This is a genomic window from Thioclava nitratireducens, assembly GCF_001940525.2.
Classification (GTDB): Bacteria; Pseudomonadota; Alphaproteobacteria; order Rhodobacterales; family Rhodobacteraceae; genus Thioclava; species Thioclava nitratireducens.
The window spans coordinates 3,555,061-3,568,737 of record NZ_CP019437.1 but is presented as its reverse complement, the minus strand read 5'-3'; the positions used below and the strand labels follow the sequence as shown (position 1 = coordinate 3,568,737).

General features: G+C 63.6%; 17 protein-coding genes. 9 read left to right on the top strand and 8 right to left on the bottom strand.

Annotation, left to right across the window (positions count from 1 at the left end):
- Positions 1-36: 36 nt before the first annotated feature.
- Positions 37-369 (bottom strand): ArsR/SmtB family transcription factor, encoded by a 333-nt coding sequence (locus BMG03_RS17050; protein ID WP_075773971.1) that lies wholly within the window; start codon positions 367-369, stop codon positions 37-39.
- 83 nt (positions 370-452) lie between these two features.
- Between BMG03_RS17050 and BMG03_RS17045 the strand changes: the two genes are divergently transcribed.
- Positions 453-1,673 (top strand): MFS transporter, encoded by a 1,221-nt coding sequence (locus BMG03_RS17045; RefSeq protein WP_075773972.1) that lies wholly within the window; start codon positions 453-455, stop codon positions 1,671-1,673.
- A gap of 39 nt (positions 1,674-1,712) precedes the next feature.
- On the opposite strand, the gene BMG03_RS17040 is transcribed toward BMG03_RS17045, so the two are convergent.
- Entirely contained in the window at positions 1,713-2,672 is a 960-nt protein-coding gene (locus BMG03_RS17040) for an acetyl-CoA carboxylase carboxyltransferase subunit alpha (protein ID WP_075773973.1), read from the bottom strand.
- Between the two features lie 183 nt (positions 2,673-2,855).
- Between BMG03_RS17040 and BMG03_RS17035 the strand changes: the two genes are divergently transcribed.
- Complete coding sequence (locus BMG03_RS17035) at positions 2,856-3,323, top strand: AraC family transcriptional regulator (RefSeq protein WP_075773974.1); 468 nt, start codon at positions 2,856-2,858, stop codon at positions 3,321-3,323.
- 191 nt (positions 3,324-3,514) lie between these two features.
- On the opposite strand, the gene BMG03_RS17030 is transcribed toward BMG03_RS17035, so the two are convergent.
- Entirely contained in the window at positions 3,515-4,471 is a 957-nt protein-coding gene (locus BMG03_RS17030) for an L-malyl-CoA/beta-methylmalyl-CoA lyase (protein WP_075773975.1), read from the bottom strand.
- Positions 4,472-4,754: 283 nt separating this feature from the next.
- Here BMG03_RS17030 and dgcN point away from each other — a divergent pair, with 283 nt between their 5' ends.
- From dgcN to BMG03_RS17015, 3 genes are all read left to right on the top strand, one after another.
- Positions 4,755-5,756 (top strand): N-acetyltransferase DgcN, encoded by a 1,002-nt coding sequence (gene dgcN, locus BMG03_RS17025; protein WP_075774321.1) that lies wholly within the window; start codon positions 4,755-4,757, stop codon positions 5,754-5,756.
- Between the two features lie 69 nt (positions 5,757-5,825).
- Entirely contained in the window at positions 5,826-6,788 is a 963-nt protein-coding gene (dgcA, locus tag BMG03_RS17020) for an N-acetyl-D-Glu racemase DgcA (RefSeq protein WP_075773976.1), read from the top strand.
- 19 nt (positions 6,789-6,807) lie between these two features.
- A complete protein-coding gene (locus BMG03_RS17015; RefSeq protein ID WP_075773977.1) occupies positions 6,808-7,668 on the top strand; it encodes a D-amino-acid transaminase in 861 nt (286 codons plus the stop codon).
- 90 nt (positions 7,669-7,758) lie between these two features.
- Here BMG03_RS17015 and BMG03_RS17010 read toward each other — a convergent pair whose 3' ends face one another.
- The 4 genes from BMG03_RS17010 to BMG03_RS16995 all read right to left on the bottom strand — a co-directional run bounded on the left by BMG03_RS17010 (position 7,759) and on the right by BMG03_RS16995 (position 9,799).
- Positions 7,759-8,250: a hypothetical protein gene (locus BMG03_RS17010; RefSeq protein ID WP_075773978.1), complete on the bottom strand. Its 492-nt coding sequence runs from the start codon at positions 8,248-8,250 to the stop codon at positions 7,759-7,761.
- 214 nt (positions 8,251-8,464) lie between these two features.
- Positions 8,465-8,716, bottom strand: a complete 252-nt coding sequence (locus BMG03_RS17005; protein WP_075773979.1) for a hypothetical protein — start codon at positions 8,714-8,716, stop codon at positions 8,465-8,467.
- On the bottom strand, positions 8,713-9,006 hold the full coding sequence (locus tag BMG03_RS17000; protein ID WP_075773980.1) for a hypothetical protein: 294 nt from the start codon (positions 9,004-9,006) through the stop codon (positions 8,713-8,715). Before BMG03_RS17000 ends, BMG03_RS17005 begins: the two co-directional genes overlap by 4 nt.
- A gap of 46 nt (positions 9,007-9,052) precedes the next feature.
- The gene (locus BMG03_RS16995) at positions 9,053-9,799 is read right to left on the bottom strand and encodes an N-formylglutamate amidohydrolase (RefSeq protein ID WP_075773981.1); all 747 of its coding nucleotides are present in this window, start codon (positions 9,797-9,799) and stop codon (positions 9,053-9,055) included.
- Positions 9,800-9,935: 136 nt separating this feature from the next.
- Here BMG03_RS16995 and pyk point away from each other — a divergent pair, with 136 nt between their 5' ends.
- From pyk to rplT, 4 genes are all read left to right on the top strand, one after another.
- Positions 9,936-11,381, top strand: a complete 1,446-nt coding sequence (gene pyk / locus BMG03_RS16990; RefSeq protein ID WP_075773982.1) for a pyruvate kinase — start codon at positions 9,936-9,938, stop codon at positions 11,379-11,381.
- 36 nt (positions 11,382-11,417) lie between these two features.
- Positions 11,418-11,660: a hypothetical protein gene (locus BMG03_RS16985; protein WP_233242991.1), complete on the top strand. Its 243-nt coding sequence runs from the start codon at positions 11,418-11,420 to the stop codon at positions 11,658-11,660.
- 143 nt (positions 11,661-11,803) lie between these two features.
- Positions 11,804-12,004 carry a 50S ribosomal protein L35 gene (gene rpmI / locus BMG03_RS16980; protein ID WP_075773983.1) on the top strand — a complete coding sequence of 67 codons (201 nt, stop codon included), beginning with the start codon at positions 11,804-11,806 and terminating at the stop codon, positions 12,002-12,004.
- An 18-nt stretch (positions 12,005-12,022) separates the two neighbouring features.
- Positions 12,023-12,388: a 50S ribosomal protein L20 gene (gene rplT, locus BMG03_RS16975; RefSeq protein ID WP_075773984.1), complete on the top strand. Its 366-nt coding sequence runs from the start codon at positions 12,023-12,025 to the stop codon at positions 12,386-12,388.
- A 329-nt stretch (positions 12,389-12,717) separates the two neighbouring features.
- Here the strand turns inward: rplT and BMG03_RS16970 are convergent, their stop codons facing one another.
- The gene (locus BMG03_RS16970) at positions 12,718-13,644 is read right to left on the bottom strand and encodes a hypothetical protein (protein WP_157771607.1); all 927 of its coding nucleotides are present in this window, start codon (positions 13,642-13,644) and stop codon (positions 12,718-12,720) included.
- Between the last annotated feature and the right edge of the window lie 33 nt (positions 13,645-13,677).

The following is a 13,677-nucleotide window of genomic DNA, read 5'->3' as shown; positions in this document are numbered from 1 at the left end:
GGGCCGCGAAGCGCGGCGCGGAACACGTTGGCGTGATCATCCCTCGCGTAGATCGGCGTCGAGGATCGGGTCGATCAGGCCGGGGAAGCGCGCTTCGAGGTCGTCCCGGCGCAGGGTGAGAAGGCGGCCGCGGCCGTTCGGATTCGGCTCGTTCCGTATTACGCCGGATTCCCGCAAGACCTTGAGAATATGGGATTTCGTAGATTTCGGAACGCCCGCGCCCGCAGAGCTGCAGGCGGCGGCTTCAAGCGGGCCCTCGCGCAGGTTGCGGGCGATTTCGCGCCGCGCCGGATCACTGAGCGCGAACAGCACTTGCGACAGCGACAGCGAGTCTGCGGGCGGGTGAGGAAGTTCGGGGGGCGTGCTCATGGTTCGACAATACTTGAACCATCGGCTGTGTCGAGTATGTGGAGGTTCAACAATTTTCGAACCTATCGCATCAGGAGACAGCGATGACCGATGAGACCCGTCCCGGCCCGCGCCCCACCTCTCCAAATCCGCCAACGCGGAGCCGCGCGGGCTTCGTTCTGGCCCTTGCAGGGCTCGTGCTGATGCTGGCCGGGGCCAGTGCGCCGTCGCCCTTCTACCCGGTGCTACAGGCGCAGATCGGCTTTTCCTCGGCGATGATGACGGGAATCTTCGCGATCTATGCCGGGGCTCTTCTGGTGACCCTACTGGTCTTCGGGCGGCTCTCCGACCACCTCGGGCGGCGGCCCGTCCTTTCAGTGGGGTTCGTTCTGTTGGCGGTCGGGATGCTCGAATTCCTCCGGGCCGATACGGCCACGACGCTGCTAATGGCGCGGGTGTTGCAAGGATTGGCAAGCGGTCTGCTGATCTCGACGCTGAGCGCGAGTTCGACCGATCACGAGCCGCCGGCGCGGCCCGGACTGGCGGCGGTCTGGAATGCAGTTGCGCCCTTGGCGGGGCTGGCACTCGGCGCGCTCGCGGGTGGGGCATTGCTGGCCTATGTGCCCGCGCCGCGTTTGGTGACCTTCCTTGGACTTGCTCTGGTCTATGCCGTGCTGGCGCTGCTGGTCTGGCTCCCGCCGGAGACGGCGCCGCGCCATGCGGGGACGCTCGCCTCGCTGCGCCCGCAGGTCTCGGTCCCGCCGCATATTCGCGCAGCGTTCCGGCGGGGCGCGCCTGCCGTCGTGGCGGGGTGGGGGACCGGCTCGCTGTTCCTGTCGCTGGGCGCGCCCATCGTGGCCCGGGTCTTCGAGGTTCACACAGCGCTGGCGCAGGGCGCGATCGTGGCGCTTTTGGCGGCGACCGGAGCGGCCTCGTGCTATGCGACGCGCAATCTGGCGCCACGCCGGATTGCGCTTCTGGGCACGGACGGGCTGGTGCTGGGCACGGTGTTGTCGCTGGCGGCGCTCACGACGGGGAGTTTCGCGCTCTATCTTGCGAGCGTTTTCATCGCGGGGATCGGGTTCGGCACCTGCTTCGCGGGGGTGTTACGTTCGCTTGCGCCGCTGACTGCGCCGGATGAGCGTGGCGGCCTGTTCGCGGCACTGTTCACACTGGCATATTCGGCCTTCGGGGTGCCTGCGGTGCTCGCAGGGCTGGCGGTGCCGGAACTGGGACTGCGGCTGACGACCGAGATTTATGGCGCGGTCATAATCGCGCTCGCGCTCGGGGCGGGGCTGATGCGCAGGCAGGCGGAGCCGGCGTGAGGCCGGCGCTGGTCTTCGCGTTTCGGGAGGAGTTTCGGTTTAGGCCGAAAGCCCCTTCGCGCCCATGTCGAGGAACTTCTTGCGCCGGGCCTTGATGAGATCGGCGGCCTTCTTGCCCTCCAGCTCGGCCAGCATCAGCGAGATTTCAGAGCCGACCGAAGCGATGGTCGCCTTGGGGTCGCGCTGTGCGCCGCCCATCGGCTCCGAGATGATGCGGTCGATCACGCCAAGCTTCTTGAGATCTTGCGCAGTCAGGCGCAGCGCCTCGGCGGCTTCGCGCATCTTCTCGGCATCCTTCCAGAGGATCGAGGCGCAGCCCTCCGGCGAGATCACCGAATAGACGGAATGTTCCAGCATCGCGACACGGTCGCCGGTGGCGAAGGCCACGGCGCCGCCCGAGCCGCCCTCGCCGATGATGACCGAGATCAGCGGAACGCCGATCTGCAGGCATTTCTCGGTCGAGCGGGCGATGGCTTCGGACTGGCCGCGCTCTTCCGCGCCCTTGCCGGGATAGGCGCCGGGCGTGTCAATCAGGGCGACGACGGGCAGTCCGAAGCGGGCGGCCATGTCCATCAGGCGGATCGCCTTGCGGTAGCCCTCGGGGCGAGCCATGCCGAAGTTGCGCTCGATGCGGCTCGCGGTGTCGTTGCCCTTCTCGTGGCCGATCACCATCACCGGCTTGTCGCCGAGACGCGCAAGGCCGCCCATCACCGCATGGTCGTCGGCGAAGTTGCGATCGCCTGCGAGCGGCGTGTATTCGGTGAAGAGCTGGTCGATATAGTCCTTGCAATGCGGCCGGTCGGGATGGCGCGCGACCTGGCATTTCCGCCAGGGCGACAGATCCTTGTAGAGATCGCGCAGCATCGTCTCGGCCTTCTTGTCGAGGGCCGACGCTTCCTTGTCGACATCCATCTCTTCGCTTTGCCGGGCCAGCGCGCGCAGCTCTTCGGCTTTGCCTTCGATTTCTGCCAGCGGCTTTTCGAATTCGAGATAGGTCATGGATCACTCCGCATCCGGAAACTCGGGCCCTTAATGTCTTCAACGCTCGGGAATTGCAACTGGGTGGCGCATGGGCAGCCTATCGCAGATGTGCGGGTGGCGGGAGCCTGCTAGATAGGCGGGGAAGCGCGGGGCGCTAAACTGCTCGGGGCGAGGCCCGGTTAGCTTTCAAGGGAGGGTGCGATGGCCTACGAGGTCGAGATACGGACGCTGCCGCCGGTGCGGTTGGTGGGTTTGGCGCATACCGGACCCTATCCTGCGGTGGCGCCGGTGTTCCAGAGGCTCGTTTCGCTGATTCCCGAACCGTCTTGGACGGAGGTCGAGCATCCGGCGATGATCGGGCATGACAATCCGCGCACGGTCCCGGCGGAGGATCTGCGTTCGCATGCCTGTTTCATAGTGGGCGAGGGGTTCGTGATCTTCCCGCCTCTCGAGGAAATCCGCTATCCCGCAGGGAGATATGCGATCCTGACGATCGCAGGGCCCTATGACCAGTTGCCCGAGGCGTATCGCTGGCTGGCGCAGGAGTGGTATCCCGCGTCGGGCGAAGCGCCGCGCGGTCTCGATCGCTACGAGGTCTATCTGAACGATCCCTTCGAGCCGAAGCCCGGAAATCTGCTGACGGAGATTCGTTTGCCGCTCAAGGACTGAGCGGTGGCGGTCTGTCACGGGGCAGTCGCACGGGGCTGTTAAGGAAGGTTACGCGGCGAGAGCGCCCGATTCCAGAAAACGGAAACGCCCCGGCACGGGGCCAGGGCGCTCCTTTTCCCTCATGCGGCCGGGCCTCCCCTCCCAACCGCTCCGGGATTCGATAACTATATCGCGATTCGTTCGCGCGCGGCTTAATCTTTAATCATTTCAGCTTGTCTTACAATCACTTCAGCTTGTTTGATCGACGCTATGTCAACGAGACGGCCTTTGTAAACCGTCGCGCCTTCCCCGCGTGCCTTGGCTTCTTCCATCGCTGCGAGGATTTCGCGCGCCTCGGTGACCGCCTCATCTGACGGCGTAAAGACTTCATTTGCAAGGGAAATTTGCTTGGGGTGGATCGCCCATTTGCCGACCATGCCCAGAGTCGCCGAGCGGAGCGCCTGCGCGCGGAACCCGTCATCGTCGGAAAAATCGCCAAACGGGCCATCGACGGGCAGAATCCCGTGCGTGCGGCAGGCGGCGACGATCGCGGCCTGTGCCCAGTGCCACGGGTCGGACCAATGCTTCTCGCCGTTGCGCAGCATGTAGTAGTTTTCCTGCGTCCCGCCGATGCCGGTGGTCTGCATTCCCATCGAGGCGGCGAAGTCGGCCGCGCCGAGGCTCATCGCCTGCAGACGCGAAGAAGATGCAGCGATTTCCTCGACATGCGCGAGACCGGCGGCGCTTTCGATGATGACTTCGAGCGAGATTTTCTTGCTGCGGCCCTTCGCGGTTTCGATCGCCGTGACCAGCGCATCGACCGCATAGACATCCGCCGCACAGCCGACTTTCGGGATCATGATCTGGTCTATGCGCTCGGAACCTTCTTCGAGCAATTCGACCACGTCGCGATACCAGTAGGGGGTGTCGAGACCGTTGATGCGCACCGAGAGGTACTTGTTGCCCCAGTCGATCTCGTGGCTGGCCTGAATGATGTTGCGCCGCGCCTGCGCCTTGTCATCGGGGGCGACCGAATCCTCGAGATCGAGATTGATCACATCGGCGGCGGAAGCGGCCATTTTCGGGAAGAGCTTGGTGTTCGAGCCGGGGCCGAAGAGCTGGCAGCGGTTCGGGCGGGCAGGGGGCGTAGGTTGAACGCGGAAGCTCATGAAGCGGCCTTTCGCAATGAAGTTACGTTTTTTGTTGTGGATTGGGTATATTGTTGCGCGGACGCATGCAAGGCGATTTTGCAGGCGCAGAATCGAGGCCGCACTGCAGCATCAGACGCGCCTCGAAATCCGCGTGATGCACGAAATTGCGTCGCGATGGCGCTTTTACCGAAGGATCTTCCGTTTTTGCGTGAATATTGCACGGAAATCCCCAAGAAATTTTTGCGTCGCGTCCTAATATCATCGACAAACAAAGACAAAACACAGGGAGACCCGCATGTCGCTGATCGACACCCCTTATCTGCTTTTTCTGGGCGATGCCCACGATCCATTGGCCGCGAAGGTGGCGCAGGGGATCAAGGACTGGCGGCCTGAATACGCCATCGGCCAGTACCGGATGGAGGGATGCCAAGCCGACATGGGCATCCCCGATCTGGATATCAAAGAGGCGGTCGCGAAGGGTTGCAAGACGCTGGTGATCGGCGTTGCCAACCGCGGCGGCGTGATTTCGCAGGCCTGGAAGAAAGTGCTCGTCGAGGCGCTGGAGGAAGGGCTCGACCTCGCGTCGGGGCTGCACAACCTGCTGCGCGACGAACCCGATCTGGTCGCCGTGGCCGATGCCTGCGGGCGTCAGTTGCATGACGTGCGCATTCCGGCGGTGAAATATCCGATCGCGAACGGCGAGAAGCGCACCGGCAAACGCTGCCTCGCCGTGGGCACCGATTGCTCGGCGGGCAAGATGTATACCGCGCTTTGCATGGAGCGCGAGATGCGCGAGCGCGGCATGAAGGCCAGCTTCCGCGCCACCGGGCAGACCGGAATCCTGATCACCGGCGACGGGGTGCCGCTCGATGCGGTGATCGCGGATTTCATGGCTGGCTCGGTCGAATACCTGACACCTGACAACGATCCCGACCATTGGGACTTGATCGAAGGGCAGGGGAGCCTGTTCCACGTCTCCTATTCGGGCGTGACGATGGCGCTGATCCATGGCGGTCAGCCCGATGCGCTGATCCTCGCCCACGAGCCGACGCGCACCCATATGCGCGGGCTGCCGGGCTACAAGCTGCCCTCGCTGCAAGAACTCAGCGACATGGCGCTCGCGCTGGCGAAGGTCGCCAATGCCGCCTGTCAGGTGGTCGGCATCTCGGTCAATACCCAGAAGATGGGGGAAGACGAGGCCAAGGCCTATCTGGTCAAGGTCGAGGAGGAAATGGGCCTGCCCGCGACCGACCCGTTCCGCTTCGGCGCGGGCAAGCTGGTGGACGCGCTCGCCGCGATCTGATTGTCTCGCCTGTGACACCCGTCGGATGCCTCCGGCGGGGATATTCTGACCAAGTCGAAGGGGGCGCGGATGATCCGGGTAAGCCATGATACGTTCAAGCTGGCGCAGGTCTTCACTATCGCGCGCGGCTCGCGCACCGAGGCGCATGTACTGAGCGTGACCATAGAGCGCGACGGCAAGATCGGGCGCGGCGAATGCGTGCCCTATGCGCGCTACGGCGAAAGTCTCGACAGTGTGACGGCGCAGATCGAGAGCTTGCCCGAGGGGATCAGCCGCGCCGAGTTGCAGGATGCGCTGCCCGCCGGCGCCGCGCGCAACGCGGTGGATTGCGCGCTGTGGGACTGGGAAGCCAAGAAGAAGGGCGTGCCGGTCTGGGAGCTTGCGGGGCTGGAAAAGCCAGAACCGCAGGTCACGGCCTACACGCTCTCGCTCGACACGCCCGACAAGATGCGCGCGGCGGCGGCCGAACATGCGCACAGGCCGCTGCTGAAGATCAAGCTCGGCACTCCCGAGGATATGCCACGTCTGCGCGCGGTACGCGAGGGCGCCCCGGAGGCGAAGATCATCGTCGACGCGAACGAGGGCTGGGAGATGGAAACCTTCCTCGACATTCAGGGCGAGTTGAAAAAGCTGGGTGTCGCCCTTGTGGAGCAACCTCTGCCCGCGGCGGGGGACGAGGCGCTCTCGGAAATCGAGCGTCTGGTGCCGATCTGTGCGGATGAGAGCTGCCACACGCGCGACGGGCTTCTCAACCTCCGCGGTAAGTATGACGTCATCAACATCAAGCTCGACAAGACCGGCGGGCTGACCGAGGCGCTTCGGTTGCGGGCGCTGGCCCGCGCCGAGGGGTTCAAGGTCATGGTGGGCTGCATGGTCGGGTCGAGCCTCGCGATGGCTCCGGCGATGCTGGTCGCGCAGGGCGCGGATTACGTCGATCTTGACGGCCCGCTGCTTCTGGCCGAAGACCGCGACGTGCCGCTGCGTTACAAGGGCAGCGTGGTCGAGCCGCCGGAGCCGGAACTCTGGGGCTGAGTTTGCAAGGAGCGAGAACATGAGCCGGATCGTCTATCTCAACGGAGAGTATATGCCCGAGGAAGAGGCCAAGGTTTCGGTCTTCGACCGGGGCTTCGTCATGGGCGATGCGGTCTATGAAGTGACCTCCGTTCTGGATGGCAAGATCCTCGAATTCGAAGGTCACATGAACCGGCTCGCCCGCTCGTTGGCGGAGCTGGAAATGACGTGCGATCTGACCCGCGACGAATGGATCGAGATCCATCGCGAACTGGTCAAGCGTAACGATCTCGAAGAAGGGATGATCTACCTCCAGGTCAGCCGCGGCAATGCGGGCGATCGCGATTTCCACTACCCGCCAGAGGGCACGCCCCCGACCGTGGTGCTGTACACGCAGTCGAAGCCGAACCTCGCCGACGATCCCAAGGCGAAAGAGGGCATCAAGGTGATCTCGCTGCCCGACCTGCGCTGGCATCGCCGCGACATCAAGACGGTGCAGCTTCTGTACCCTTCCATGGCGAAGATGGCGGCCGAGAAGGCGGGCAAGAATGATGCGTGGTTCGTGGAAGATGGCTTCGTCACCGAAGGCTCATCGAACAACGTCTATATCGTCAAGGACAACAAGATCATCACGCGGCACCTGAGCCACGACATCCTGCACGGGATCACCCGCGCCTCGCTGCTGAAATACGCCGCCGAAGCGCAGATGGAGATTGAGGAGCGGCCCTTCACCATCGAGGAAGCGCAGGCAGCGGACGAAGCCTTCTTCACCTCGGCTTCGGCCTTCGTGATGCCGGTGGTCGAGATCGACGGCGAGACGGTGGGCGAGGGCGTGGTCGGTCCGGTCGCGGTGCGACTGCGCGAGATCTATCTCGACGAGAGCCGCAAGGCCGCGATCTGATCCGCGCCGAGGCGCAACATCCTGTAGTTAAAAAGAAAAGACCCCGGCCAGCCCAACCGGGGTCTTTTCCTGTCATGCGGGCGGTGTCTCTCAGGCCGCCGCATGAGCGCGGAATTGGAAGGCGTCGGGCGCGAGTTGCTCTGGCGCGACGCCGGTGATGACGAGCTCGGCCCGGCCGTCGATCACGACTAGCGTGCCTTCGGCGCAGGTGCGGAAGGTGATGTCGTCGTGGCGCGGCGCAGCGCCGGTGAAGTCGAGGGCGATCGCGTCTCCCGGCTCGAACCCGTCGATCCGCGGGAGCGGTTCGGGGCCCGCGGCAGGCGCAGGGTTTTCTTTTGCGTGGGCGCCGGCCTGTTGGTTCGAATGCGCCAGCAGGGTTTCAATGCGCGACATCACGGCAGCGTCGAGGTCTTCCGAGGCGTCCGACGCTTCGGGCGTCTGGTCCGACCGGGCGCCATGCGACGGGTCAGCGGCGATCGCTGCAGCGTCGGAGGAGACGCGAACCTGACGCTGGCGCGGCAGACCCTCGGCCCAGCCGAGAAGGCATAACGCGATGGTGGTGGCGATGAACAAGGCGAGCATGGTTTCTCCTGAACTTGCCCTGATCGTCGCGATATTTGATCGCTTGCGCAAAAGCTTTGTGACGCCGAAACCGCTCCATTGTTCAGATGTCGTTAACCATCGGCCGGCATGGCGCGGATTGGTGCCGTGTCCCGGGACGGCCGGATTTCGGGCGCTTTACCAAAACGGAAAGAGGCCGCGTGGTCGGCGACCTCCGATACGATTCGAGTGGCGGTCAGGCGTAGCTCGGCTGGCCGTAATTGATCCCGTCAGTGGCGTAGATCGCGCCGCTCGCCGACTTCAGCGCGGCATATTCGACATCCTTGAGCGTCGCGACCGTCTGGCCGTTGATCGAGACGATGGAATCGGTGCCGCTTTGCGAGACGGTGAAGTCGGAGATCTGCGCGAGGTCGTCGACCTCGATGCCGAGATACTCGCCGGGTGCGGCCGGGATCGGGTCGGTCTGTCCGAAATCGGTCACCGTCACCGGCGCATCGCCCTCGTTCCAGTCGACCCCGAACCAATCCGACCCGGTGCCCCGGTCATCGTGTCGCCGTCATCGCCGTTCAGGTAGTCGTTATTGGCGCCGCCATCGAGCAGGTCGGGGGCACCGTCCAGATCGCTGGCATAGAGTTCGTCATCGCCATAGCCGCGATAAAGCGCGTTAGCCCCTTCCGCATCGAAGAGGTAGTCAGCGCCGAGGTTGCCGCGCAGCGTGTCGTCGCCCTGGCACTCACGAAAGCGTCGATGGAATGTGATCAGAATGTGGCTGCGCATGCGTCTGGCGGAAACGACGTGCGCCCGCAGTCGTCGCTGTCGCCGATTACAGTCCGCTCTGCGCCAGGACGCAGGTCAGAATCGGCGCAAGGCGGTCCGCCCACGCCGCCTGCTGCTCCGGCGTCGCGATCAGGTCGTTGCGCAGCTCGATCAAAACGTTCGGGCGGCGATGCGCCAGCGCGTGACGGTCGATCGAGTCACCCTCCAGATGCCCAAGATAGGGCTGGTTGTCGCCCACGCAGAGATCACCCTCGGCCTCGAGGGCCGCGATCATCTCATAGGCGAGGCGCGGATCGGCCGGAGCGTGCAGGATGCCGACATCCCACGGCCGGGGCGGGCGCCCGCGCAGGCGAGGGGTGAAGGAGTGGACGGCACAGATCACCGTATCCTCGCGCCGCGCCGCGAGCCGGGCATATTCCGCATGATAAGGACGGTAGAGCCGGTCCAGTCGCCGCTCGACCTCCGCCGCGTCGGCATGGCGGTTCGCGGGGACGATCGTGCCGTCATAAAGCTTCATCACCAGCGTGGGGTCATCTTCGCCGCGGTTCGGGTCGATCACCAGCCGCGAGAAGTCGCTGGCAATCATCGGCGAGTCGAGCCGCTCCGCCAGTGCCTCCGACAGCCCCAGCGCGCCGACGTCATAGGCTATGTGTCGCGCCATATCCTCGGCGTCGATGCCAAGGTCGCCACCGCCCACCCAGCCGGGCACGGTGTTGCGCGCATGATCGCACGTGACCAGCCAGCGTCCAGTGCGTGCCTCTCCCGTGATCGAATAGGGCTGTTTTTCGTTCATCTTCTCTTCACGCTTGCTCGATATGGCTCAGATAACGGGAAAGATTGCGCCACGCCAGTTGCGGCCCGGGGCAAATTGCGCCATACGCTTACTTGGCCCACGAAATGACATCAATTTGAACGGAAAACGAGGACGCATGAGACGCCTTCGCAACGTGAAGATCGTGGCTACGCTGGGCCCTTCTTCGTCGGATTATGACAGCATCAAAGCTCTGTTCGTTGCAGGCGCGGACGTGTTCCGCCTGAACATGAGCCACGGCAGCCACGAGGAACATCGCGCCCGCCACGCCATCATCCGCCAACTCGAAGCAGAGTTCGGCCGCCCGATCGCGATCCTCGCGGACCTGCAGGGCCCGAAACTGCGCGTCGGCACTTTCGCGGCGCATGGCGCCGAGCTAGAGGACGGCGACAAGTTCCGCTTCGATCTCGACGAGACGCCTGGCGCGACGCACCGCGTTTGCCTCCCGCACCCCGAGATTTTTCAGGCGCTCGAGCCGGGCTCGGAACTGCTGGTGAATGACGGCAAGATCCGCCTCGTGGTCGACGAATGCGGCGATGATTTCGCCAATTGCACCGTCACCGTGGGCGGTACAATTTCGGACCGCAAGGGCGTGAACGTCCCCGACGTGGTGCTGCCGCTGGCCGCGCTCTCGGAGAAGGATCGCAAGGATCTGGAATTCGCTTGCGAGATGGGTGTCGACTGGCTCGCGCTGAGCTTCGTGCAGCGTCCCGAGGACGTGCAAGAAGCGCGCGAACTGGCCAAGGGCCGTGCGGCGATCCTGTCGAAGATCGAGAAGCCTTCGGCGGTCCGCTGCTTCGACGATATCCTCAAGGTCTCGGACGGGATCATGGTGGCGCGCGGCGATCTGGGCGTGGAACTTCCGGTGCAGGCCGTTCCGCCGATCCAGAAGCAGCTGATCCGCAAGTGTCGCACCTGGGCGAAGCCGGTGATCGTGGCGACGCAGATGCTGGAATCGATGATCGAGAGCCCGATGCCGACCCGCGCGGAGGTCTCTGACGTCGCGACCGCGATCTACGAGGGCGCGGATGCGGTGATGCTCAGCGCGGAATCCGCTGCAGGCAACTACCCGGTCGAAGCGGTCGAGACGATGAACAACGTCGCGATCTCGGTCGAGAAGGACCCGACCTATCGCGAGGTGATCGAAGCGTCGCGCCATGCGGCCCGCCAGACCGTCGCGGACGGGATCGTGGCCGCCGCCCGCGAGATCGCGGAAACCACGGATATCGCCGCGATCTGCGCCTATACGCAATCGGGCCAGACCGTCGGGCTGATCGCGCGGGAGCGTCCGCGTGTGCCGATCATCGCGCTGTCGCCGATCGAGGCGACGCTGCGCCGGGTCTCGCTGACTTGGGGCGTGCATGCCGTGCCGTGTGGCGAGCTGGAGCGGTTCAAGCAGGCCGTGGTCAACGCGGCCCGTGCCGCGCGCGATTTCGGCTTCGCCGACGAGACGCAGCAGATCGTGGTCACCGCCGGTGTGCCCTTCAACGTGCAGGGCACCACGAACATCCTGCGCGTCGCGCCCTGTGATGAGCGATTGATTTACCGCACCGACCCTGAGTAACCTTTCCCGAAAGGGGTGGTGACAAGGGCACAGGCGATGGATCTTTCTTCGATCGATACCGATCTCCTGCTGACGATCGGGCTGGCGATCGCGATCTTCGCGATCCCGGCCGCGATCTCCGCCTTCTCCGATGGCCGCCCCCCGCGGGCGGCCACCGTCGGAATCGTGGTGGCGGGCGCGCTGATCGTGATCGCCTTCTACGCCCGTCCGGGTGGCTACACGCTCAGGATGGTGCCCGAAGCGGTGGCGCGTACATTGGCCCGCGTGGTCAATCGCTAATACGGTCCCCGGTGCCTTCGGCGGATCCGGATTTTTCCCTTGCCAAACCGCCCTGCGGCGTCTAACAGGCCCTCTCTGAACCCGCGCGGCCGGCCTATGTGGCATGCCGAGTCGCGCTTCCACACCCTGCAAAGGAGCTGTAAATGCCCAAGATGAAGACGAAATCCGCTGCCAAGAAGCGGTTCAAGTTCACCGCGACCGGCAAGGTCAAGGTCGGTCCGGCCGGCAAGCGTCACGGCATGATCAAACGCTCGACGAAATTCATCCGCGAAACCTCGGGCACCATGGTGCTCAGCGAGCCGGATACGAAGATCGTCAAGAAATACATGCCCTACAACCGCTGAATTCGGGAGACTTGAACAATGGCACGCGTCAAATCCGGTAAGGTCACCCACGCCGCGCACAAGAAAGTGCTCAAGAAGGCGAAAGGTTACTATTCCTCGCGCTCGCGCAACTTCCGCACTGCGACCCAGGCGGTCGACAAGGCGAACCAATACGCGACCCGCGACCGTAAAGCCCGTAAGCGCAATTTCCGCGCGCTTTGGATCCAGCGTATCAACGCCGCCGTGCGCGCCGTCGATGCCGATCTGAGCTACTCGAAGTTCATCTTCGGCCTGAGCAAGGCCGGGATCGAAGTGGACCGCAAGGTTCTCGCCGATCTCGCCGTGCACGAGCCGGAAGCTTTCGGTGCGATCGTCGAGCAGGCGAAAGCCGCCGCCGCCGCGTAATCGGCTGTCGATAGAATTCGGGAAGGGCCGCTCCGTTTGGGGCGGCCTTTTTCGTTTCGAGTGGATGACCGGTCGGGGAGGGGCTCTGCCCCCTGCTCCTTCGGAGCCCCCCGGGATATTTGGATCAAGAGGAAGAAAAACGCCCGGCTCGGACCCATCATCGGGCGGCAGGCCGGGCGCTTCCCCTTGAGCGGTCATCGGCGTCCCCGCCTGTACCGCATCTCCGAGTGAACGCGATTCCAGTTAATGAACCGCTAACCTTCCTCTTGATGGAAATATCCCGGGGGTGAATGGCGAAGCCAGAGGGGGCAGCGCCCCCTGTCCGGCCGTTAGTTGCAGGCGGTCTCATAGCCTGTCGCGATTTTCTTCGCGATGCCGAGCATCATCGTCTGCGCCAGCGCTCCGCCCATTTCATCCGCAGGGGCGCCTTGAGACTTCCCAACTTCCATGAGCGTCCCTATCAGCTCTGGATGCGCATTGGCGACCAGTGCAAGCCCCACCGTAGCCACCTTTTGGTTTTCATCAGGGGACTGAGCCTCCAACAGTTCTGTGGTCTGCGACGAAACCCCGAAGGCGTCCTGGAGAACCGACAGGTCTTCCTCCTTTGCCGCTTCGACTTTGTCGAAGCCGCTCTTCAATTCATCCAGCGACATCGCGCCAACTCTGGCCTCGAAGTCGTTCAAGGCGGCACATTGTGCGCTCGAGAGTTCCAGTTTCTGGTCGCTGTCTCCGTTGTCGGCGGTATTACCCTTATTGGCGTTCTGGCCCTCAGCAGACGCGTTTTCCTCTGCGACAGGGCAGCCGGTGAAGGGATGATACATCGTGCCGCCGTAGAACATTTCATCCGGGAACATCTGCTCGTGTTTGGCTTTGTAAGCGCTTTCGAGTTTCGCATAGGTGTCTGCATCTGAGATCGCCGCCACACAGCGATCTTCGATCTTTTCAAGTCCGATGAGATCTCGCGTCTCACTTGCCTTCTCGGCGGCACTATCGAAGCAGACGTATGCTTCCTCATAGAGTTCGTTCTTGTCCTTGCAGATGTTGATTACTGGATCGGCCGCAGGACCATATAACGCGTCCGAGCGCGCCAGGTTGAGCATCTCGTATCCCAATGCCCCGTTTTTCAAACAGTCGGGCAGATCGCTCGCATCTCCCTTGGCATTACACGTGGCGATAACCTCGTCCGGCACGCCCTCTGCGGCGATTGGGCTCGCCATACATGCAACAAAACAAATCAAAGTTGTCCGAAAATACATTTGGCAATCTCCTTCCAAAAACTACTCCAAAGC